The following is a 21,244-nucleotide window of genomic DNA, read 5'->3' as shown; positions in this document are numbered from 1 at the left end:
AGACCATGATGACGGAAGCGAGGCGCTCGCGAGTGCGGGTCTTATTGATTTTCCTGCTTTTTATGCTGAGCGCAGTCGCGTTCCTCGACCGGACCAACATCTCGGTCGCGGGCGTGCAGATGCGTCAGGAATATGGAATCGACCAGATTCACCTGGGCTGGGTCTTCAGTGCCTTCCTCATCGGCTATGCCGCCTTCCAGGTTCCGGCCGGTTGGCTCGCAGTCAGGATCGGGCCGCGCAAAGCCCTTACTTATGGCGTCATCTGGTGGGGTCTCTTCTCCGCCGCGACCGCTTTGGTCTCTCCCGCCTTCGGCAGCACCGTATTGCAGCTGATCATCGTCCGGTTCCTGCTCGGGGCGGGTGAAGCGGTGATCTATCCGGCGGGCAACCAGCTCCTGTCGCGCTGGATCCCGATCCAGGAGCGCGGCAAGGCCAATGGACTGATCTTCGCCGGCGTCGGCGCGGGTTCCGGCCTGACCCCGCCGCTGATCACCGCGCTCATCGTGTTCGGCGGCTGGCGCCTGTCCTTCTATGTCTGCGCGCTGATCGGCATCATCGTCGGTGCCATCTGGTATGCGCTCGCGCGCGACAAGCCGGAAGATCACCCGGCCGTCTCCGCATCCGAGCTCGCCCATATCCGGGCGGGCCTGCCCGCCCTGTCGACCGCTCCGACGCCCGCCACGCCCTGGGGCACGATCCTGACCGATCGTAACGTCTGGGGCCTGTTCATCAGCTATTTCTGCTTCGGCTATGTCGCCTGGCTCTTCTTCAGCTGGTTCTTCATCTACCTGGCCGAGGTGCGCCATGTCGATCTGAAGACGAGCGCGCTGTACAGTTCGATGCCGTTCATCGCGATGACCATCTGCTGCCTGAGCGGCGGCGTCGCGAACGACCGGATCGCCAGGAAATATGGCCTGTTCTGGGGCCGCAGCGGCCTGGCTGTGGTCGCCTTCATCCTGACCGCTGGTTTCCTGGCCGCGGGATCGCAGGTGACCAGCACCGGCCTGGCCGTGGTGATCCTGGCGGGCGGCGCAGGCGCGCTCTATCTGTCGCAAAGCTCGTTCTGGTCGGTCACCGCCGATATCGCCGGGCCCTATACCGGGGTCGTCTCGGGCTTCATGAACATGGGTTGCCAGATCGGCGGCGCGATCACGGCATCGCTGACGCCGTGGATCGCGGCGGAATATGGTTGGATCGCGGCCTTTGGCACGGCCGCCGCGCTCGCGGTGGTCGGGGCGATCGCCTGGTGTTTCGTGCGGCCTGACCGGCTGATCGTTGCCGAGCGGCCGGCCGCGCCCCATCTCGAGGCGGTTGCCGCCTGACTTTTCGCCGACGGGCAATCATCACTATAGTGCCGTCGGCGGGCGGCGAGAATGAAGGAAGACATTGAATGACGACGCTGCCGCTTTCCGGCATCCGGGTGCTCGATATCACCCAGGTCATGGCAGGCCCGTTCTGCTGCATGCTGCTGGGCGACATGGGCGCCGACGTGATCAAGATCGAGCCGCCCAAAACGGGCGATTCGACGCGTCATTCAATGGGTTTCCGGCTGAAGGGGGAGGACAGCCCCGGCTTCCTCGCACTCAACCGCAACAAGCGCAGCATCACGCTCGACCTGAAGAACGAGGCCGATCGCGACGTGCTCTATGCCCTGGTCAAGACCGCCGATGTCGTGGTCGAGAATGCCCGGCCGGGCGTCGCCGCCCGGCTCGGCATGGGCTATGACACGCTCAGCGCGATCAACCCGCGGCTGATCTATGCCAGCATCTCGGGCTTCGGCCAGACCGGCCCCTGGGCGCAGCGCCCCGGCTTCGACCTGATCGCCCAGGCGATGTCGGGCGTGCTCAGCTCGAATGGCTTTCCCGGCATGGAACCGGCCAAGAATTCCATCGCCGTGGCCGATCTCGGCGCGGGGCTGTTCTCGGTCTATGCGATCCTGAGCGCGGTGATCGGCCGCGAAAAATCGGGCGTCGGCCAATATATCGACGCCTCGCTGCTCGAGGCCGCGATGGGGCTGTCGATCTGGGAGACGACCGAGCTGTGGGGCACCGGCAAGTCGCCGACCCCGATCGGCTCCGCCAACCGCATGTCGGGCCCGTATCAGGCCGTGCTGGCCAATGACGGCTGGTTCGTCATCGGCGCGGCCAATCAGGGCCTGTGGCTGACCTTCCTCAAGATCCTCGGCCGCGAGGAATTGCAGGACGTGCCGGAATATTCGACCAACGCCGCGCGCGTCGCCAACCGGATCGAGCTGATCTCGGAGCTGGCCCCGACCTTCCTGACACGCACCAGCCAGGAATGGATCGACGCGCTGCTCGGCGCCGGCGTGCCCGCCGCGCCGATCCTCGATTACGAGCAGGCGATGGCGAGCGAGCAGGCCGTTGCGCGCAACATGGTGATGGATGTGGCGCACCCGGTCGAGGGGACGTTCAAATCGCTCGGCTTCCCGGTGAAGATGATGGGCACGCCGCAGGAAGTCCGCCTGCCGCCGCCACTGATCAACGAGCATGGCGAGGAGATCCGCCGCGAGCTGCGCGAACGCGGCCTGCTGCCGGCGGCGCCCCGGGCGGAGGCGGCGGAATGAGCGGCCAGACCATCCTCGAGCGGGACGGCGCGATCGCCCGCGTCCGGTTCGACAACGTCCCCGCGCACAATGCGCTGACTCACCAGATGTGGGTCGACCTGCACGATATCTGCGTGCAGCTCGCCAATGATCCGACAGTGCGCGTCGTCACGTTCCGCGGCACTGGCGGCAAGGCCTTCATCTCGGGCACCGACATCTCCAGCTTCGCGCATTTCGACAAGGGCCAGGACGGCGTCGATTACGAAAACGAGATCGACATCTTCATGCGCTCGATCGACAAGATCCCCGCCACGACGATCGCGATCGTCGAGGGCTGGGCCGTCGGCGGCGGCATCAACATCTCCTCCGCCTGCGACTTCCGGATCGCGACGCCCAATGCGAAGTTCGGCTCGCCGATCGGCCGCACCATCGGCAATTGCCTGTCGAGCAGCAGCTATGCCCGCGTCGGCGGCGCCGTGGGCATCCAGATCGCCAAGCGCATGGTCCTGCTCGGCGAGATGATTACTGCTCAGGAACTGCTAAACAGCGGCTTCCTCTACAAGATGGTGGAACCCGAGGAGCTCGACGCCGCGGTCGAGGCGCTTGTCCAGCGCGCGGCGGAAAACGCGCCGCTGACCACGCGGACGACCAAGGAAGCGATCCGCCGGATGACCTTCGACAACCTTCCCGACATCCAGGACCTGATCGCCAACGTCTATGGCAGCAACGACTTCCGCCGCGGCGTGCACGACTTCCTGGCGAAGACCAAAAAGACCCCGATCTGGACGGGCGATTGAGCGTTACGGCGGTTCAGACCGCGCCTTAAACCCACTCATTACCGTCACCCCGGACTTGTTCCGGCATCCATCGTTCCGCAGACACCGCAGCCGTTGCGTTCGCGGGACGATGGATGCCGGAACAAGTCCGGGGTGACGTTTGGGCCTAAGCGTTACCTACCAACAAAAACGGCCGCCTCCTTCCGGAAGCGGCCGTCTTGCGATCCGCCAAGCCGTTACCAGCTGACGGCGATATATTTCGCTTCGGTATATTCGTGCAGGCCGTGGTGCGAGCCCTCGCGGCCCAGGCCGCTCTGCTTCACGCCGCCGAACGGCGCCGCCGCGTCCGACACCAGGCCGCGGTTGAGCGCGACCATGCCGGCCTCGATCCGCTCCGAAATGGCGAGGCCCTTTTTCAGGTCGCCGGTGAAGACATAGGCGGCCAGGCCGAACTCGGTGGCATTCGCCAGGCGGATGGCGTCCTCGACATCGTCGAACACGGTGATCGGCGCGACCGGCCCGAACACCTCGGTCGTCAGGATCTCGGAGTCCGGATGGATGTCGGCGATGACCGTCGGCGGGTAGAAGAAGCCGTCACCATCCGGGGTCTCGCCCCCGATCAGGACACGCGCGCCCTTGGCCTTGGCGTCCTCGACCAGCATCTCGATCTTGTCGATCGCTTCCTGGTTGATCATCGCGCCGCATTCGGTCGCCGATTCATAGCCCGGCCCGACCTTCAGCGCGCCCATCTTCTCGACCAGCTTGGTCGTGAACGCCTCGTAGATGCCGCGCTGGACATAGAAGCGGTTCGCTGCGGTGCACGCCTCGCCGGCGTTGCGCATCTTGGCGACCATCGCACCTTCGATCGCCGCGTCGAGATCGGCATCGTCGAGCACCAGGAACGGGGCATTGCCGCCCAGTTCCATCGAGGCGCTGAGCACCTGATCGGCGCATTCGCGCAGCAGGATGCGGCCGACCTCGGTCGATCCGGTGAAGCTGAGCTTGCGTACGCGCGGATCGTGCAGCATCGCGCGGCACACGCCCGGCGCGTCGCTGGTGTTGATGACGTTGACGACGCCCGCCGGAACGCCGGCCTCGAGCATGATCTGCGCGACGGCAAGCGCGGTCAGCGGCGTCTCCGCCGCCGGCTTCAGGATGACGGTGCAGCCCGCCGCCAGCGCCGGCGCGATCTTGCGCGTCGCCATCGCCGCCGGGAAATTCCACGGCGTGATCAGCAGCGAGATACCGATCGGCTGATACTGGACCAGGATGCGGTTGTTGCCGGCCGGCGAGATCGCCAGCTCGCCGTTGATGCGCACGGCTTCCTCGGCATACCAGCGGAAGAACTCGGCGGCATAGCCGACCTCGCCGCGCGCGTCGGGCAGCGACTTGCCGTTCTCCAGGCTGATCAGCTGGGCGAGCCATTCGGCGTTCGCCATCATCTTTTCCCAGCACGCCATCAGGATCGTGGCGCGCGCACGGGGCGCGGTGGCGGCCCAGGCGGCGGCGGACGCCTCGGCGGCGTCGACACAGGCGATGCCGTCCTCGACCGTGCCGTCGGCGATGGCGGTCAGCACGCCGCCGGTCGACGGATTGACCACCTCGATGCGGGCGCGGGCACGGCCCTCGACCCAGGAAGCGCCGATCAGCAGATCGGTCGGGATGTCGAACGGCGCTTCATGCTCGCCGGCTGCGGGGGCTGCGTAACTGTTGAGGGATTCCATCATTCTGCCTTTTGGAGGTTCAGATTCACGCGATCCATGAGCATCGAGCGGTCGCCCGCATAAGCGGCGCCGGTGATGCTGCGCATCGCGTCGAGATCCAGGGGACGGGGGTTGTTCTTGACGAGGCGTTGCGCCTTCAGGCCATTCTCCGCCACATATTCCTGCATGTCTTCGGCCAGGCCGAGCTGCTTGAGCGAGGTGGGGATGCCGACCGAAGCGAACAAGTCGGCGATCCCGTCGATGAAGAGCTGCGACAGCACGTCCTCATCATCGTCCGGCGAGCCCAGCCCGACGACACGGGCGAGCTCGGCAAAGGCCGGAACGGCGGCCGGACGGTTGAACTGCATGACATAGGGCAGGAGCGCCGCGACGCCGTCGCCATGCGCGGTGTGAGTCAGGTTTCCGACCGGATATTGCAGCGCATGCGCCGCCGCCGTGCCCGCCACGCCGAAGGCGCAGCCGGCGGCGAGCGAGCCGAGCATCAGCTGCTCGCGCGCGACCATGTTGCCGCCATCGTCATATCCCGCCTTGAGGCTGTCCCACACGCATTTCACCGCAAGCTTGGCGAAATGATCGGACAGCGCGTTCTTGCCGACAAAGACATGTTCCTGAGTCAGCATCGCATCGATCGGCCGGGAGAGCGCGGTATAGGCCTCGACCGCGTGAGTCATCGCGTCGGAGCCGGAACAGGCGGTCAGCCCCCTGGGGCAGGTGACGGTGAGCTCCGGGTCGCAGATCGCGGCCATCGGGATCAGATAGGGGCTGGCGATGCCGACCTTTGCGCCGAGTGCGTCGTCGGACACCACGGCGACGGGCGTCACCTCGGAGCCGGTGCCCGAGGTCGTCGGCACGGCGACCAGCGGCAGGACCGGGCCGGGCACCTTGAACTCACCATAATAGTCACTGATCGCGCCGCCATGCGCGAGCAGCACGGTGACCACCTTGGCCAGATCCATGCAGCTGCCGCCGCCGATGCCGAGCACCACATCGGCGGTGAAGCCGCGAACCTGCTCGACGCATTCGAGGATGGATTCGACCGGCAGATCGGGCTGAGTCTGGTCATAGACATGAGTCTCGACCCCTGCTTCCGCCAGGTCGGCGAGCATCGTCTCGAACATCGGATCGGCACCGAGACGCGCATCCGTGCAGATCAGCGCGCGTGTGCCGAGCTGGGCGGTCACCTTGCCGATGGCGCGGCGCTGACCGACGCCGAACAGGACCGAGCGGGGGAGACGCATGGCGCCAAAAATATTCATTTTATGCCTGCCGAACGAGAGAGTGAAAGGATACGCATCAGGTTATTTCTTCGCGCTGTTCTGCTTGAGATAGGCGATCACATCCGCCTGATCCTGCGGCTTGGGGAGGCCGATAAAGATCATCTTGGTGCCCGGGACCGCCTGGCGGGGCCCGGCGAGGAAGCGGGCGAGGTTCTGGTCGTTCCAGACCAGCCCCGACGCCTTCATCGCCGGCGAATAGTTGAAGCCGGCGACCATGGCCGCCTTGCGCCCGGCCACGCCGCGCAGATTGGGGCCGAGGCCGCTCGCGCCCGTCGGATCGACGCTGTGGCACGACGCGCATTTCTTGAAGATCACGGCACCGTTCACGGCATCTCCCGGCGGCGCGGCCGAGATCGCGGCCGCCGCACCCGCCATCATGACAAACGTTGTCAGACCCACAAGATACTTCATTCCGAACCTCCAGCGGACAGGGCTGCAGCCCTTGTACCGAAATATTTGTCCTTGCCGTCGCCGCGCCCCCGGATGCCCATATGCCCGTCACTCATGCGCGGGTTCGGGGATGAGCGGGCGCGACGCGTCGATCGTGAACATCAGCAGGGCGGCCGCCACGCACAGGCCGGCCAGTACGCCGAACGCGGCGCCCCAGCCGCTCGCCGAGACGATATAGCCGGTCAGCGTCGCTGCGACAAAAGCGCCGAGATTGCCGATCGTGTTCATCACCGCCGACACCGATCCGGCGAACTCGCCGCCGATATCGAGCGTGACGGCCCAGGACACGCCGACGGTCAGTTCGAGGCCGAACAGCGCGAGGCAGAAACAGGCGATGCTGATAATGTGATTGTCCGACGCGGTGGCGAGCGGGATCATGACGGCGGCGATCGCGAAGCCGACCACCGACACCCAGCGCCGCGCGAACAACAGGCCGCGCCCGCGCTTCACCAGATGGTCCGAGAACCAGCCCCCGGCAAGATCGCCGACCACGCCCGCCATCAGCGGCAGGCTGGCGAACAGGCCCATCAGCGCGATGTCGTAACCGCGCGCGTCATGCAGATATTTGGGGAACCAGGTCAGGAAGATGTTGATGCAATAAGCGTAGCAGAAATACATCGCCGACAGCAGCCAGAGCTGCGGCCGTGCGAGCAGCCTGGCCCAGGGCACGCTTGCCTTGGTCCGGCCTTCGCCGAGCGCTTCCTCGATCATCACGCGCTCGGCGTCGTTCACGGACGCATGCTCGCGCGGGCTGTCGCGGTAGAACCAGAACCAGAAGAGCGCCCAGGCGACGCCGACCGCCGCGAAGGCGAGGAACGGCATGCGCCAGCCGAAATCGACGATCAGCAGCGCGACGAACACCGGTGTCACTGCGCCACCGAGCCGCGCGCCGGCATGAGTCAGGCCCTGCGCCCAGCCGCGCTCGGCCGGGAGCATCCAGCGCGAGAGCGAGCGGGTGGCGATGGGGAAAGCGCCGGCCTCGCCCATGCCGAACAGGAAACGCGTGACGATCATCGAGCCGGACGACCAGGTCAGTGCGGTGGCGGCGGTGAAGGTCGACCACCAGAGCACCACGCCGGTCAGCGCGCGGCGCGGCCCGAACTTGTCGCCGAGCCAGCCCCCCGGAATCTGGAACAGGGCATAGGAGATGGAGAAGGCGCCGAAGATCCAGCCCATCGTCACGTCGTGAAAGCCGAATTCCTTCTGGATCGACGGCGCCGCGGTCGAAATGACCACGCGGTCCATATAGGTGATCAGATAGGCAAGCACCGTCAGCCACAGCACCTTGTGCCGGACGAGCGTGGGCCGCGCGGCCCGCACGCCTGGGGCGGTATCGCTCATTTAGGGCGGCCGGCGCAGGCGTCGGCGGCACGACCGGTGCAGGTCTGCCAGATCGTCGGGACCTGCTCGCCGGCGAGATAAACGCTGTCGATCGCCCGAGTGTTGCGGATGTCGACGGTCGGATCCTTGTCGAGCACCAGCAGGTCGGCCGCCTTGGCCGGCGCGATGGTGCCGACATTGGTCGCGCCCATGAACTTCGCGTTGCTGCCGGTCGCGGCGGTCAGCGCCTGGAGCGGCGTGATGCCCGACTTGACCATCAGCTCGAGCTCCCAATGCGCGAAATAGCCGGGGAAGCGTGCCGAAGGGCCGCTGTCGGTGCCCATGCCGTAGGGGATACCCGCCTTCGCCTCGCGCCCGAAATTCTCCATCGCGTATTTCAGGACCGCCGGATATTTCGGGAAGGTCGGCGAGGAGGACAGGCGCGTGCGCCGCTCGGGGTTCTTGAGATCGGCGATCACCTGTGGGGTCACGCCGCGCGAGAAGAAGGGATCGTCGACAAAGGGCAGCAGGTCATAGGTGAAGCTGGCTTCGCGGCTGAGCGTCGCCGCGATCTGCCAAACGCCCTTCGCCTTCATCGCCGACAGCAACGGCGCATCGACCGCGCGGTCGCGGACCGAATGCGCAAAGCCGTTGACGCCCTCGCGAGTCAGCTCCCTGGCATTGTCGTAATAGAAGACATGGGCGACGGCTTTCTTGCCGTCCTTGTGCGCCTCGGCGATCACCGCCGTGCTGATATCGGCCGGCATACGCTCGGCGATCGTGCCGAACTCGTCATCGACCCATAGCTTGATGAAATCGGCGCCCTTGGCTACCTCGCGATCGACCATCGCGACGGCCTCGGCAGGCGTCGCGACCTGCGCCGGAAGCCCGACGACGCCGCCATAGCTGCCCTTGAACACCACGCCGCGCCCAGCAGTCCATACCCGCGCCCGGCCCGCCGGATCAGCGCGGATATCGCGGACGATGTCGTGGATCTCGTCCTTGTCGGTGCCGAGCACCTGGACCGAGGTGACGCCGTACGCCGCATAGAGCTTCAACTGCCGCTCGACGCTTTCGCGGGTGTAATATTTCAGGTCCTGGGTGATGCCGTCGACCAGCCCGAGATGGACATGGCTGTCGATGATGCCGGGCATGACGAACTTGCCGGTCAGGTCCCTGACCTTGACGCCCTTGGGCGCCCTGAGCTTCGCCGCCGGGCCGACCCAGCTGATCTTGCCGTTGGTGATGATCATCGCGGCATTCCTGACCGGCGCGCGGCCGGTGCCGTCGATCAGCGTGAAATGCGAGAGCGCCACGGTCTTTGCCATGGCCGGCGCCGCGGTCAGCGCCCCCGCCATCAGCGCCGCACCAGTCATCCAGCCACAAACACGCATACGACGCGCTCCATTGTTGTTCCGGACGTTTGCCGTCCTTCTTTCTGTTGCCTTCGGCATCAACGGGCCGAAGCTCGCGACAGGCCGTGATCCGGCATGATGGGAATGGCCGCCATGCGGCCGCCGCCAGGCTTCGGCCCGTTCGGGGCCAGCGCGGGCGCGAAATGCAAAGAGATGGAAACCCGTCGAACGGGAGGTCGTACGGCCGCGCGGTCGGCGCCGGGGAGTATCCCCTTGCGTATCCGTTCCCGCTTGCTGCTCGTCATGACCGTCTTGTTCCGCTTGGTAGAGAAAAGGTCCCGCCCGACCCCGAAGGGACGGGCGGGAGAGGAGGATCAGAACTTGGTACGCAGGCCCACGGCGATCAGGCGACCGAGCGGGTTCGACACGAAGCCGTTATACCCCCAGGCGCCGCCAAGGATGCCGTTGGTGTTGCCGTTGTAGAAAGGTGGTTCCTTGTCGAACAGGTTCTTCACGTCGACATAGGCCTGCCAGCCGTTGAACATGCCTTCGTTCCGGACCGTGTACTGGACGTGTAGGTCGAAATTATTGTCCGCCTTCACCTTGTCGCCACCGCCCGTCGGGTTGCCGACCGAGTTGGTCGTGATCGGCACCACCGAGGTGCTGATCCAGTTCCGGTAGGAGCCCGTGTGGTTCCAGAACAGGTCGGCCGAGAAGCCGCCCAGTTCCCAACCGAGCTGGGCACGGTGCTTGTACTGAACCGACGGGAAGGTCGTGTTGTAGCCCGAGGTGTTCAGGATGCTGAACGACGTACCGCCACCGAAGTTCTGCGTGAACTTCGTGAAGTAGGTGCCGCTCATGCCGACCGTGAAGGTGCCGAGGTCGCCGATCGGGGCACGATAGGCAGCCTGGAAGTCGATGCCTTCGACGGTCAGGTTCAAGGCGTTACGCGAGCTCTGATCCAGGAAGAAATAGATCTTGTCCGGGATCGCACCAGAGATGGTCGAACCGTTCGCGATATTGGCGAAGGTATCGATCTGCGACTGGCTGCAGCTTCCGTCCGCATTCGCGCCCGGCGTGCCCGGGCAGATGGTCAGCAGGTTGCGCAGGCCCGCCGAGTTCACGATCGCGGTCGGGCTCGGCGAGCTGACGCCGCCGATGAACTGGTTGTGGAACCAGGTCACCGCCGCGGTGAAGCCGGGCAGAAAACGCGGCGCCAGATCGAGGCCGAACGAATAGCTCGTCCCCTTCTGCGGCACCATGTTCGAGAAGCCGCCGCCAAGCTGGCGACGCATGCCCGGGTTGGCCGCGAGGCCGATCGTGCAGGTCGCTGCGGAAGCCGTGCAGGGGGTGCTGGTGTTGGTCACCACCGCGCCCGGCACCTGAACCACGGTGGGGTAATTGGCCACGGGAACGACCAGCTGGCCCTGGTTGCCGACGCTGCCCGAGGCATAGAGATAGCCCTGGCTGGGATCGCCGATCACCGCGAGCGGCGGCGCCACAAAGGCCGTCGCATAGTTGCCGCGGAGCTTGACGCCTTCGAACAATTCCCAGTTCGCCGCAAACTTCGGGTTCGTGGTGTCGCCGACGTCGCTATAGCTATCGTAACGGCCCGAGATATCCAGGTCGACCTTGCGGAAGAACGGAATCTCCATGTCCGGCGAGATCACCGGAATGACGATTTCGCCATAGGCCGAATTGACCGTGCGTTCGTACATATATTGCCGGAAGGTCGCCCCCGTCACCGACGGGCCTGTGCCGTTGGCGCCGTTGATCTTCTGGGTTTCGTCGGCCCAATAATGCTCGCCGCCGAACGCGATCTTCACTTCGCCCGCGGGCAGATTGAAGATGCCGCCCTGGAAATCGAGCTTCATCTGGTTGAACGTGTTGAAGTTGGTGTTCTGGCTGTCCGCGCCATAGAGCGAGCGGAGCACCGCCGCCGAGGTGCGGTTGGCCGTGCCCGTCCGCCACACGTCGAGCGCGTTCGCCGTGGTGAGCGGCAGGTTGAGCGCGATGACATTCTGGCCGGCCACATCGGTGGTCGTCGTGCTGCCGCTGAGCTGCCCGGTGCCGTTCAGGGCGAGCAGGGCGCAGGAGCTGCAGAAGCCGTCGATCGTGTTGAGTGCCGAACGGTTGCGGCCGAACGCGTCGCTGAACTTGACGCTCCAGCTGTCGCTCAGATCATATTCCGCGACGAAGGTGGCGTAGATCGAATCCGCTTCGGATTCGCCATAGCCGTAATTGCCGTCGTCCCGCAGCGCCAGCCAGCTCAACGATTCCTGGTTCGCGGTCGGCGAGCCCGCCGGCGCGACGAAGAAGGGGTTGACCTGCGGGAAGGCCGTTACGGTGCCGTTGGGCGCGGTATAGGAAGCAATGCCACGGCCGGGGCCATAGGCAGTCGCGTTGGTGATGGTGCCCGGGCCGTTCGGCGACGTCGTCTTCTGGATGTTGTAGTTCAGCATCGCGGTGATGCGGAACTTGTCGCCGAATTCGTTATACACCTTCATCATGGTGTTGGCGCGCCACTGGCCAGAGACCAGAACGCCATAGACCGAGTTGTTGCACGGCGCGTTGACGGCGGTGTTGGCCACGGTCGTCGTCGCGCTGGGCGACAGATAGACGCCGGACACGGCACCGCCATCCGATCGGTTGGTCACCTGGATCGTCGCCGGGCTGCAGGCATAGCTGTTGGTGTTGGTGCCGCCGACCGGGCGGAAATCGCCCAGGCTCGCAAAGGGGCGATCGCGGTTATAGAGCGTGCTGCCCTTGCTGTACGATCCGGCGATATAGACGCCGCCGGTATCCCATTTGGTGCCCCAGATGCCGTTGATGTCGTAATTGTGGTAATTATCGGCAAAGCCGTACCGGGCATTCACCTCGAGGCCGTCATAGGTCCGGCGGGTGATGAAGTTGACCACCCCCGCGACGGCGTCCGAACCATAGACCGAGGACGCGCCGTCGGCGAGCACCTCGACGCGCTCGACCGCGCTCACCGGAATGATGTTGGGATCGGTCTGGGCGAACTGCGTGCCGCCGCCCGGCAGGCGCAGGCCGTCCATGATGACCAGCGTGGTGTTGGACGACGAGCCGGCGAGGCTGTGGATCTGTGGCGAATAATAGGAATAGGCATTCTCACCCTGGGACAGCGAGCCCGAGGTGGTGATGGCGGGCACGGTGTTGACCAGCTGCGACACGTTGATCGGCGCGGTCTTCTCGATCGTCGCCTGGCCGACGGACACGAGGTTCGACCCGATCGGGGCGACGCCCTTGATGCTGGTGCCGGTGACGACGATGTCCTTGCCGAGATCGGCGGCCGAGCCGTCCGACAGGGTTTCCTGCGGCAGCGTGGCATCTTCGGCCGGAGCCGGCACGGTTTGTGTGGTTGACGGCGTGCTCTGCGCGAAAGCCATGCCCGGCGCGAAAATCATCGCCGTCGTCAGTGCAATCACGGAACCGCTTAGTTTGATCTTGGACGAGCGCATCCCCGTTCCCCCTTTCAGACTGGTTATCCTCTCAACTCCCGATCCGATCTTATTTGTGATTTGATATGATATAGGATCGGGAATTACCGGCATTCCTACGGTTGGTTCCCGCGGTCGTCAAGCGAGTCGATGGGATGCCGGGCCCGGCCCGGGTCAGTGATTCGGGGGCTGATGCAAAAATGGCACGGATTCGGCCCTATTCGTTCCGAAGGGCCTTGAAGTGCCGCAACAAGGGCTGGGTCCCGCGCGAGCGTGGCGGCGGGCGGCGGCTTTCCGTCGAATGTCGCGATCGTTGGGCGCGCTTCGCGGTCAGCGCGCCTCGGCGAGCAGCTTGCGGGCGCTGGCGGTGGTCCAGTCCATGCCGCCAGTCATGCGCCACACCTCATGGCCGGTCGAATCATAGAGGATGCTGGTCGGCAGCTCGGCGTTCAGCGCGACGCTGAGGCCCACCTTGGGGTCGAGATAGGGCTGGAGCTGCTTCAGTCCGGCCTTGGCGAAAAAGGGTGCGACCTTTTCCGCGCCGCCGATATCCTGGCTGACCGCCACCACCTTCATGGTCTTCGCCAGCGCGTCGAGCGTCGGCATTTCCGCCACGCACGGCGCGCACCAGGTCGCCCAGAGATTGAGCAGCACCGGCTTGCCCGCAAAGGCCGCCATCGTCACCGGCTTGCCCGCCGGATCCTGGAAAGCTGCGACGGGAGCCGCCTCGCCCTTGTGGCTGCGGTCGAGCGTGCCGATCGTCTCGGCCGCCGCCGCAGGTGCCGGTACGGCGGGCGAGGGCTTTGCTTGCTCCGGCGCGGAGACTTGCCTATCGCAGCCGCCGATCAGCAGCGCCGTGGCCAGGAGAGAGACGATCGTCGAGCGGAAGGACATGTCGGACCTATCCAATGCCATGTGGGGCGGCCGCTTCGCCGAGGGGCCGGCAGCGGTGATGCGCGAGATAAATGCCTCGATCCCGTTCGACAAGCGCTTGTGGAAACAGGATGTCGCCGGCTCCAGGGCTCATGCCGCCATGCTCGGTGCGCAGGGCATCGTCTCGGCCGAAGACGTTGCGGCGATTGTCGCCGGGCTCGATCAGGTCGCTAGCGATTATGAGACGAATGGCGTGGCCGAGGATATGGTCCTCGAAGACATCCATATGCAGACCGAGGCGCGGCTGGCCGAGGCGATCGGCCCGGCGGCCGGGCGGCTGCACACCGCCCGATCGCGCAACGATCAGGTCGCGACGGATTTCCGGCTCTGGGTCCGCGACGCGATCGACTCGGTCGATGCAGGCCTCGCGCATTTCCAGCAGGCGCTGCTGACCCGTGCCGAGGAACATGCCGACAGCGTGATGCCCGGCTTCACCCATCTGCAGAGCGCCCAGCCGGTGACGCTCGGCCATCATCTGATGGCCTATCACGAGATGGTCGCGCGCGACCGCGGCCGCTTCGCCGATGCACGCGCGCGGATGAACCGGTCGCCGCTCGGCTCGGCGGCGCTCGCCGGTACCGGCTTCCCGATCGACCGGGAAATGACGGCGGCGGCGCTCGGTTTCGACGGGCCGATGCGCAACTCGCTCGACGGCGTGTCCGACCGAGACTTCGCGATCGAATATCTGACCGCGGCGGCCCAATGCGCGCTGCACCTGTCGCGCCTGGCCGAGGAGTTCATCCTCTGGGCATCGCAGCCCTTTGGCTTCGTCTCGCTGTCGGACCAATGGTCGACCGGATCGTCGATCATGCCGCAGAAGCGCAATCCCGACGCGGCCGAGCTGGTGCGCGGCCATTCGGGGCGGATCATCGGCTGCCTGACCGCGCTGATGATCACGATGAAGGGCCTGCCGCTCGCCTATTCGAAGGACATGCAGGACGATAAGCCGCCGGTGTTCGAGGCGCACGACCTGCTCGGCCTGTCCATCGCCGCGATGACCGGCATGGTGGAAAGCGCGACCTTCCGCACCGAGCGGATGCGCGGCCTGGCCGAGGCCGGCTTCTCCACCGCGACGGACCTGGCCGACTGGCTGGTGCGCGAAGCGGGCGTGCCGTTCCGCGAGGCGCATCACATCACCGGCCGCGCGGTGAAGCGGGCGGAAGAGCTGGGCATCGCGCTCGACGCGATTCCGCTGCCGGACCTGCAGGCAATCGATGCGCGGATCGATCAACGCGTCTATGACGTGCTCGGTGTCGATGCGTCGGTGGCCAGCCGGACCAGTTTCGGCGGTACCGCGCCGGCGCGGGTAAGGGCCGCGATCGCGGCGGCCAGGAAGGAAAGCGGATCATGAAACGCGCCATGCTATTGGGGGCGGCCCTGGCTGCGATCACCCTGGCCGGCTGCGGCGTGCGGCAGGACCTGAAGCCGCAGAAAGGCGAGGCACTGCCGGTGGCGCCCTATGGTGCCGCTAAAGCGCCGACCCCCCAGGAATTGCTCAAACCGAGCAACCAGGCACGCCCCGCCCGCAGCGACGAGCTCCTCCGCAATTCCGAGGACCGCCGCAGCGACGATTACGACCTCCCACCGAATTGAGCAGATGGACCATTTCAGTCTTGTCGACGGCGCGATGCACGCCGAGGGCGTTCCGTTGGAGCGCATCGCCGATGCGGTCGGCACCCCCGTCTATGTCTATTCGCGCGCTACGCTGACGCGGCACGCGCGCGTGTTCCGCGAGGGACTCGCCGGCGTCGAGCGCGCCCATTTCGCTTATGCGATCAAGGCCAATCCCAATCTCGCGGTGCTCAAGGTGCTGGCGGATGAAGGATACGGCGCCGATGTCGTGTCGGGCGGCGAGCTCGCCCGCGCCCTGGCCGCCGGCATGAAGGCGGAAGACGTGGTGTTTTCCGGAGTCGGCAAGACCCGGGTGGAATTGCTGCGTGCGCTCGATGCCGGCCTCGGCCAGTTCAACCTCGAGCTCGAGGAAGAGGGCGAGGCGCTGTCCGGCCTTGCCGCCGGGATGGGCATCCGCGCCAATGCGACGCTTCGCGTCAACCCCAATGTCGATGCCGGCACGCATGCCAAGATCTCGACGGGCAAGAGCGAGAACAAGTTCGGCGTGCCGATCGATCAGGCGCCGGCGATCTTCGGCCGGCTCGCCGCGCTGCCCGGCCTCGCGATGCGGGGCGTCGCCATCCATATCGGCAGCCAGCTGTTCGATCTCGCCCCGCTCGAGGCGGCGTACACCCGAGTCGGCGAACTGGTCGCGCAGCTGCGTGCCGCCGGCCATCCGATCGAGCGGGTCGATCTCGGCGGCGGCCTGGGCGTGCCGTACAAGGCCGGCGACAATCCGCCGAGCCCGGCCGATTATGGCGCGATGGTGGCGCGGGTGACCAAGGGCTGGAACGTCACGCTGATGTTCGAGCCGGGGCGCGTCATCGCGGGCAATGCCGGCATATTGCTGACCAGGGTGATCTGGGTGAAGCCCGGCGTGACCAACCCCTATGTGATCGTCGATGCGGCGATGAACGATCTCGCCCGTCCCGCCCTGTACGATGCGTGGCACGACTTCGCGGCGGTCCGCCCGACCGGCGAGCGGATGATCGCCAATATCGCGGGGCCCGTCTGCGAGAGCGGCGATACCTTCGCGATGGGGCGCGAGATCGACGCCGTGAAATCGGGCGACCTCGCGATCTTCCGTACCGCCGGCGCTTATGGCGCGACCATGGCCAGCACCTATAACAGCCGGGCGCTGGTGCCCGAGGTGATGGTCGATGGCGACAGATTCGCGGTGGTCGCCGACCGGATCGATCCCGAGACGATCATCGCCGCCGAACGGTTGCCGGAGTGGCTGACCGCGTGACCCTGCACAGCCTGCCGCTGTTCGTGCGGCTGGCGGGCCGGCAGGTCATCCTGCTGGGGGAGGGCGAAGCGGCCGATGCCAAGCGGCGTCTGCTCGGGCGCGCCGGCGCGGTGATCGGCGGCGAGGACGCCGACGCGGCGCTGGCGATCGTGGCGATCGCCGACGAGGCACTCGCCGCGGCAGCAGTGGCGCGGTTGAGGGCGCGGGGTATCCTGATCAACGCGGTCGACCGGCCCGAATGGTGCGATTTCACCCTGCCGGCGATCATCGACCGGGATCCGGTGCTGATCGCGATCGGCACCGGCGGCGCATCGGCCGGGCTCGCCGCAGCGCTGCGCCAGCGGATCGAGACGATCCTGCCCGCAAGTCTGGGCGGCCTGGCGACCGCGCTCCACCATGCGCGCGCCGCGCTCCGGCGGAAACTGCCGGCGATCGACGACCGCAGGCGCGCGCTCGGCGCGGCGCTTGCGCCGGGCGGCGCGCTCGATCCGCTGGCCGCCACGGCGGACATGGTGCCGGAATGGCTGGCTGGAGGCGGTTTGGCGCCCGGTGATCGCCTGGTGTCGATCCGCCTGCGCTCGACCGACCCCGACGATCTCACCATCGGCGAGGCGCGCCTGCTTGGCCTGGCCGATCGCATCTACCATCGCGCCGACATTCCGGCGGCGATTCTCGATCGGGCACGGGCCGATGCGGTCCGGACCCTTTGCACCACATCGCCGGTTGAGCCCGGTCCGGGACTCGTGATCTATATGGAGCTGGCATGAGCGGATTTGCGTATCGCGTGCGGAGCGGAAAGGCCGAGCGGATCGAGATCAAACAGGCCCTGGCCAGTGAGGCCGACCTGATCTGGGTCCATCTGACCACCAACAACGAGCATGCCCAGACATGGCTGGTCGAGGAAGCCAAGGCGCCCGACTATATCGTCGACGCGCTGACCGCGACCGAGACGCGTCCGCGCTGCGATGCGCTGGGCAATGGCGCCTTTCTCAACCTGCGCGGCCGATCGAGCGAGGAGACGCTGTCGTCGGAACCGCTCGCCTCGGTGCGGATCTGGGCGACGAAGGGCCGCGTGATCTCGGTGACGCGGCGCGCCCTGATCGCGGTCGACGATGTGGTGGAGACGATCGAGAGCGGCCAGATCCGCGACCCGGGCGACCTGATCGCCGAATTCGCGTCCGCGATCACCCGCAATCTCGACCCCGAAGTCGCCGATCTGGGCGATACGCTGGACGATTGCGAAGCCGATCTCGACGCCGACAAGGTGTTCGAGCTGCGCCGCCACGTCACCAAGGTGCGCGTCGCCGCGATCGGCTATCGCCGCTTCCTCGCGCCGCAGCGCGCAGCGATCGAAAAGCTGGCGGCGCTGCCGTGCGACTGGCTGCAGGATGACGACCGGCTGCACCTCAACGCCGCGGCCGACCGTGCCGCCCGCATGGCGGAAGAGCTCGAGAGCATTCGCGAGCGCGCCGCGCTGATGCACGAGGCGCTGACCGATCTTCGCGCCGAGCAGATCGACAGCCGGGCGCTGATCATCTCGATCGCGGCGATGATCTTCCTGCCGCTGACCTTCATCACCGGCCTGTACGGAATGAACGTCAAGGGGCTGCCCTATGCCGAGGAGCCCTGGGCCTTCGATGCGATCATGGCGGGGTGCACCATCGTCTCGGTCGCCATCGTCATCTATTTCATGCGCCGGCACTGGTTCGGGCGCGGGTGACCGCGACGGTTGGAAAGCGCCGCCGCCACGCCTAGTTAGGGCGGGTGAGCAAGTCCGCCGTTACCGCCCGAATCGCCAACGGCGTCTCCTCGATCCGGGCTGAGGACTGGAATGCGTGTTCCGGCACGGCCAATCCCTTCGTCACCCACGACTTCCTCTCGATCCTCGAGGAATCCGACAGCGCGGTCGCCGAGACCGGCTGGCAACCCATCCCGATCGTCATCGACGGCGCCGACGGAAAGCCCGCCGCGATCGCCCCGGCGTACGGCAAGAGCCATAGCCAGGGCGAATATGTCTTCGACCATGGCTGGGCCGATGCCTGGGAACGGGCCGGCGGGCGCTATTACCCCAAACTCCAGGTCGCCGTGCCCTTCACCCCGGCGCCGGGTCCGCGCCTGCTGTTGCGCGACCAGGCGCTGGCGCCCGCCCTCATCGCCTCGATCGAGGCAGTGACGGATCAGCACGATCTTTCCTCCGCGCACGCGACCTTCGTCGCGTCCGACCAGCTGCCCTTGTTCGAGGCGGCCGGTTGGCTGATTCGGGCGGGCACCCAGTTCCACTGGCACAATCAGGGGTTTGCCGGGTTCGACGATTTCCTCGGCGAACTGGCCAGCCGCAAGCGCAAGGCGATCCGCAAGGAGCGCAGCAATGCGGTCGACGGCCTGACCATCCGGCACGTCACCGGCGCCGACATCACCGAGGCCGACTGGGACGCCTTCTGGATCTTCTACCAGGACACCGGCTCGCGCAAATGGGGCCGGCCCTATCTGACCCGCGCCTTCTTCTCCCTGCTCGGCCAGCGCATGGCCGACAGGGTGCTGCTGATCCTGGCCGAGCGGAACGGCAGCCCGATCGCCGGCGCGCTCAACCTGATCGGCGCCGACACGTTGTATGGCCGCTATTGGGGCTGCACCGAGGAAGTGCCCTTCCTCCATTTCGAGCTCTGCTATTACCAGGCGATCGACGCGGCCATCGCGCTCGGGCTGAAGACGGTGGAGGCCGGCGCGCAGGGCGAGCACAAGCTGGCGCGCGGCTATGTGCCCGAGCCGACCTGGTCGGCCCATTACATCCCCGATCCCGGTTTCAGGAAGGCGGTCGCGCACTTCCTTGAGCAGGAGCGGCAGGCAGTGGCGTCGGACCGGGAGTGGCTGGGGGAGGCGACGCCGTTCCGCCGAGGGCCCTGAGCCGCTCGAGCGCTTGCCGCCGCGCGCGGATCTCCAGCGCGCGTACTTCCTCCGGGAACAGCGGCACCGGCTCCAGCATCGCCTGGTGGTCGACGCGGAACAGCGCGCTGTTGCCGTCGCGCCAGATCTCGACCAGACCGGCATTGTATTTCGCATCATAGGGCGGCGGCTGGATCAGCCAGACATAGTCGAAGGCATCGCGCGGAAAGCGCGCCAGCGACAGCGAGATGGTCCGCCACCATTCGCCCCGGCAATATTTCTCCGTGACGATCTGCGACGCGTCATGCGCGAAGTTGCGCGCCGGCGCATAGCGCGTGGTCAACAGCTGCGCGCCCGCCATCGACCATTGGTCATTGGTATAGGCGAGCTTCCGCACCAGCCCCATCGCCGGCAGATGCTCCAGCCGGGTCATGAACCAGGACGGCCGGCATTCGGTGCCGACGAAGCTGATCACCTTGGCGCCTACCGGGATATGGTCCAGCGCCTTGAGCTCGCGGTCATAGGTCCGGTCGAACATCCAGAAGCTCGCCGTCGTCGCGCCGATGCGGACGAGAAAGAAGCCGAGACCGAGCAATGCGACCAGTGCCGCATGCCGGATCGGCACGCCCGGCCGCGGCCGCAACGCGATGACCGCGATACCGATCATGAACGGCGCGAGCCGCATATCGGCATAGGCGGACCCGAAGACGATGCGCGGCAGCAGGATGAACACCGCCAGCAGGAACAGTGCCGACAGGCCCAGATTGCGCGAATATTCGATCGTCGGATCGCGGAAACCCTTGAACAGGATCAGGTAGAGGATCGCGGCCGAAGCGATGTCGAACAGCTGCCAGCGATCCTTCAGGACCATGGTCAGCCACATGATCTTGGCGCGCCAGTTGAACCAGTCGCCGGTCTCGCCACCGACATGATGGCCGCTGCGCCACATCACCATCAACACCATCGGCAATGCGAGGGGCAAACAGCTGAGGCCCGCCCGGATCCAGGCGTTGAGCCAGCGATGGCCCTTGTCGTGCTGCCGCACCATCTCCGCCGAAAAGGCGAGCACGCCGAGCACGCCCCAGCCGAAGGTGTGGCAGACCCAGAGCGCGCAGGACAGCGGTACGAAGATCGCCGCGCGAAGCCCGAACCTGCCTTGCCGGGCCAGCCGCAGCCACAGGGCGAACATGTTGAGCGCCAGCGCCATCGCCAGCGCGAAGTTCACGAAGCCGAAATGGAAGGGATAGCTGTAGGCGATCGGCAGCGCGAACAAAGCGGTCGCCGGGATACGCCCGTGCACCTCGCGGGCGATCCACAGGAAACCGGTCACCGTCAGCGCCGGGATGGTGATGACGATCAGCTTCACCGCCAGCTCCAGCCCGACCAGCTTGGCGAGCGGGATGATCAATATGTCGATCCCGAGATTGCCGATCAGCTGCCAGCTGAAATTATACCATTCACCCAGCCAGGGCGCCTGGTGCATGTCGAGCTGGACCCGGTAGCGCCCGAGATGCCCGGGCAGGTCGACCAGGGGCGGAATATCGGGCTTGAGCAGCGGAAGGATCGCGACGAACGCCGCCAGTGCCACGAACCAGCGCGTCTGCCACCAATGTAGCTTGTCGACATCCCCCTGCATGGGTGG

Annotated in this window: 17 protein-coding genes; 9 read left to right on the top strand and 8 right to left on the bottom strand. The window is 66.2% G+C overall.

The annotated features are described in order from the left end of the window. Nucleotides 1–62 precede the first annotated feature (62 nt). The 3 genes from ACZ1I5_RS20565 to ACZ1I5_RS20555 all read left to right on the top strand — a co-directional run bounded on the left by ACZ1I5_RS20565 (nucleotide 63) and on the right by ACZ1I5_RS20555 (nucleotide 3,360). Nucleotides 63–1,322, top strand: a complete 1,260-nt coding sequence (locus tag ACZ1I5_RS20565) for an MFS transporter (RefSeq protein WP_465171094.1) — start codon at nucleotides 63–65, stop codon at nucleotides 1,320–1,322. Nucleotides 1,323–1,390: 68 nt separating this feature from the next. Continuing rightward, nucleotides 1,391–2,584: a CaiB/BaiF CoA transferase family protein gene (locus ACZ1I5_RS20560; RefSeq protein ID WP_465171093.1), complete on the top strand. Its 1,194-nt coding sequence runs from the start codon at nucleotides 1,391–1,393 to the stop codon at nucleotides 2,582–2,584. Beyond that, nucleotides 2,581–3,360, top strand: coding sequence for an enoyl-CoA hydratase (locus tag ACZ1I5_RS20555; RefSeq protein WP_465171092.1), 780 nt, complete (start codon nucleotides 2,581–2,583; stop codon nucleotides 3,358–3,360). The genes ACZ1I5_RS20560 and ACZ1I5_RS20555 overlap by 4 nt, the downstream gene beginning before the upstream one ends. Nucleotides 3,361–3,575: 215 nt before the next feature. On the opposite strand, the gene ACZ1I5_RS20550 is transcribed toward ACZ1I5_RS20555, so the two are convergent. From ACZ1I5_RS20550 to ACZ1I5_RS20520, 7 genes are all read right to left on the bottom strand, one after another. Further along, nucleotides 3,576–5,066: an NAD-dependent succinate-semialdehyde dehydrogenase gene (locus tag ACZ1I5_RS20550; RefSeq protein WP_465171091.1), complete on the bottom strand. Its 1,491-nt coding sequence runs from the start codon at nucleotides 5,064–5,066 to the stop codon at nucleotides 3,576–3,578. After that, nucleotides 5,063–6,301, bottom strand: coding sequence for an iron-containing alcohol dehydrogenase (locus tag ACZ1I5_RS20545; protein ID WP_465171090.1), 1,239 nt, complete (start codon nucleotides 6,299–6,301; stop codon nucleotides 5,063–5,065). The genes ACZ1I5_RS20550 and ACZ1I5_RS20545 overlap by 4 nt, the downstream gene beginning before the upstream one ends. A gap of 60 nt (nucleotides 6,302–6,361) precedes the next feature. Further along, entirely contained in the window at nucleotides 6,362–6,751 is a 390-nt protein-coding gene (locus ACZ1I5_RS20540) for a c-type cytochrome (protein ID WP_465171089.1), read from the bottom strand. Between the two features lie 87 nt (nucleotides 6,752–6,838). Then, on the bottom strand, nucleotides 6,839–8,131 hold the full coding sequence (locus tag ACZ1I5_RS20535) for an MFS transporter (protein WP_465171088.1): 1,293 nt from the start codon (nucleotides 8,129–8,131) through the stop codon (nucleotides 6,839–6,841). Beyond that, on the bottom strand, nucleotides 8,128–9,504 hold the full coding sequence (locus ACZ1I5_RS20530) for an amidohydrolase family protein (protein ID WP_465171087.1): 1,377 nt from the start codon (nucleotides 9,502–9,504) through the stop codon (nucleotides 8,128–8,130). The genes ACZ1I5_RS20535 and ACZ1I5_RS20530 overlap by 4 nt, the downstream gene beginning before the upstream one ends. Before the next feature lie 335 nt (nucleotides 9,505–9,839). Beyond that, nucleotides 9,840–12,914, bottom strand: coding sequence for a TonB-dependent receptor domain-containing protein (locus ACZ1I5_RS20525; protein ID WP_465171086.1), 3,075 nt, complete (start codon nucleotides 12,912–12,914; stop codon nucleotides 9,840–9,842). 342 nt (nucleotides 12,915–13,256) lie between these two features. Further along, nucleotides 13,257–13,820 carry a TlpA family protein disulfide reductase gene (locus ACZ1I5_RS20520; RefSeq protein ID WP_465171085.1) on the bottom strand — a complete coding sequence of 188 codons (564 nt, stop codon included), beginning with the start codon at nucleotides 13,818–13,820 and terminating at the stop codon, nucleotides 13,257–13,259. A gap of 19 nt (nucleotides 13,821–13,839) precedes the next feature. Between ACZ1I5_RS20520 and argH the strand changes: the two genes are divergently transcribed. From argH to ACZ1I5_RS20490, 6 genes are read left to right on the top strand one after another with little or no spacing between them, the layout of a single operon-like run. Then, complete coding sequence (gene argH / locus ACZ1I5_RS20515) at nucleotides 13,840–15,210, top strand: argininosuccinate lyase (protein ID WP_465174013.1); 1,371 nt, start codon at nucleotides 13,840–13,842, stop codon at nucleotides 15,208–15,210. Further along, nucleotides 15,207–15,452, top strand: coding sequence for a hypothetical protein (locus tag ACZ1I5_RS20510; RefSeq protein WP_465171084.1), 246 nt, complete (start codon nucleotides 15,207–15,209; stop codon nucleotides 15,450–15,452). Before argH ends, ACZ1I5_RS20510 begins: the two co-directional genes overlap by 4 nt. A 4-nt stretch (nucleotides 15,453–15,456) precedes the next feature. Next, on the top strand, nucleotides 15,457–16,719 hold the full coding sequence (gene lysA / locus ACZ1I5_RS20505) for a diaminopimelate decarboxylase (RefSeq protein ID WP_465171083.1): 1,263 nt from the start codon (nucleotides 15,457–15,459) through the stop codon (nucleotides 16,717–16,719). Further along, nucleotides 16,716–17,486, top strand: a complete 771-nt coding sequence (locus tag ACZ1I5_RS20500; protein ID WP_465174012.1) for an NAD(P)-dependent oxidoreductase — start codon at nucleotides 16,716–16,718, stop codon at nucleotides 17,484–17,486. Before lysA ends, ACZ1I5_RS20500 begins: the two co-directional genes overlap by 4 nt. Continuing rightward, a complete protein-coding gene (locus ACZ1I5_RS20495) occupies nucleotides 17,483–18,439 on the top strand; it encodes a zinc transporter ZntB (protein ID WP_465171082.1) in 957 nt (318 codons plus the stop codon). Before ACZ1I5_RS20500 ends, ACZ1I5_RS20495 begins: the two co-directional genes overlap by 4 nt. A gap of 44 nt (nucleotides 18,440–18,483) precedes the next feature. Further along, the gene (locus tag ACZ1I5_RS20490; protein ID WP_465171081.1) at nucleotides 18,484–19,623 is read left to right on the top strand and encodes a GNAT family N-acetyltransferase; all 1,140 of its coding nucleotides are present in this window, start codon (nucleotides 18,484–18,486) and stop codon (nucleotides 19,621–19,623) included. Here the strand turns inward: ACZ1I5_RS20490 and ACZ1I5_RS20485 are convergent. After that, nucleotides 19,523–21,238 carry a hypothetical protein gene (locus ACZ1I5_RS20485; RefSeq protein WP_465171080.1) on the bottom strand — a complete coding sequence of 572 codons (1,716 nt, stop codon included), beginning with the start codon at nucleotides 21,236–21,238 and terminating at the stop codon, nucleotides 19,523–19,525. The genes ACZ1I5_RS20490 and ACZ1I5_RS20485 overlap by 101 nt on opposite strands. Between the last annotated feature and the right edge of the window lie 6 nt (nucleotides 21,239–21,244).

This window comes from Sphingomonas sp. BL-S-30 (assembly GCF_055521475.1).
Note: the sequence above shows the minus strand (reverse complement) of the source record. Positions and strands in the feature narration are given on the sequence as shown.

Excerpts from the sequence above, each read along its gene's own strand:
- ACZ1I5_RS20495 (WP_465171082.1), top strand. The coding sequence starts at position 17,483 with ATGAGCGGATTTGCGTATCGCGTGCGGAGCGGAAAGGCCGAGCGGATC.
- lysA (WP_465171083.1), top strand. The coding sequence starts at position 15,457 with ATGGACCATTTCAGTCTTGTCGACGGCGCGATGCACGCCGAGGGCGTT.
- ACZ1I5_RS20535 (WP_465171088.1), bottom strand. The coding sequence starts at position 8,131 with ATGAGCGATACCGCCCCAGGCGTGCGGGCCGCGCGGCCCACGCTCGTC.
- ACZ1I5_RS20565 (WP_465171094.1), top strand. The coding sequence starts at position 63 with ATGCTGAGCGCAGTCGCGTTCCTCGACCGGACCAACATCTCGGTCGCG.
- ACZ1I5_RS20545 (WP_465171090.1), bottom strand. The coding sequence starts at position 6,301 with ATGCGTCTCCCCCGCTCGGTCCTGTTCGGCGTCGGTCAGCGCCGCGCC.
- ACZ1I5_RS20520 (WP_465171085.1), bottom strand. The coding sequence starts at position 13,820 with ATGTCCTTCCGCTCGACGATCGTCTCTCTCCTGGCCACGGCGCTGCTG.
- ACZ1I5_RS20560 (WP_465171093.1), top strand. The coding sequence starts at position 1,391 with ATGACGACGCTGCCGCTTTCCGGCATCCGGGTGCTCGATATCACCCAG.
- ACZ1I5_RS20555 (WP_465171092.1), top strand. The coding sequence starts at position 2,581 with ATGAGCGGCCAGACCATCCTCGAGCGGGACGGCGCGATCGCCCGCGTC.
- ACZ1I5_RS20530 (WP_465171087.1), bottom strand. The coding sequence starts at position 9,504 with ATGCGTGTTTGTGGCTGGATGACTGGTGCGGCGCTGATGGCGGGGGCG.
- ACZ1I5_RS20540 (WP_465171089.1), bottom strand. The coding sequence starts at position 6,751 with ATGAAGTATCTTGTGGGTCTGACAACGTTTGTCATGATGGCGGGTGCG.
- ACZ1I5_RS20485 (WP_465171080.1), bottom strand. The coding sequence starts at position 21,238 with ATGCAGGGGGATGTCGACAAGCTACATTGGTGGCAGACGCGCTGGTTC.
- ACZ1I5_RS20550 (WP_465171091.1), bottom strand. The coding sequence starts at position 5,066 with ATGATGGAATCCCTCAACAGTTACGCAGCCCCCGCAGCCGGCGAGCAT.
- argH (WP_465174013.1), top strand. The coding sequence starts at position 13,840 with ATGTGGGGCGGCCGCTTCGCCGAGGGGCCGGCAGCGGTGATGCGCGAG.
- ACZ1I5_RS20510 (WP_465171084.1), top strand. The coding sequence starts at position 15,207 with ATGAAACGCGCCATGCTATTGGGGGCGGCCCTGGCTGCGATCACCCTG.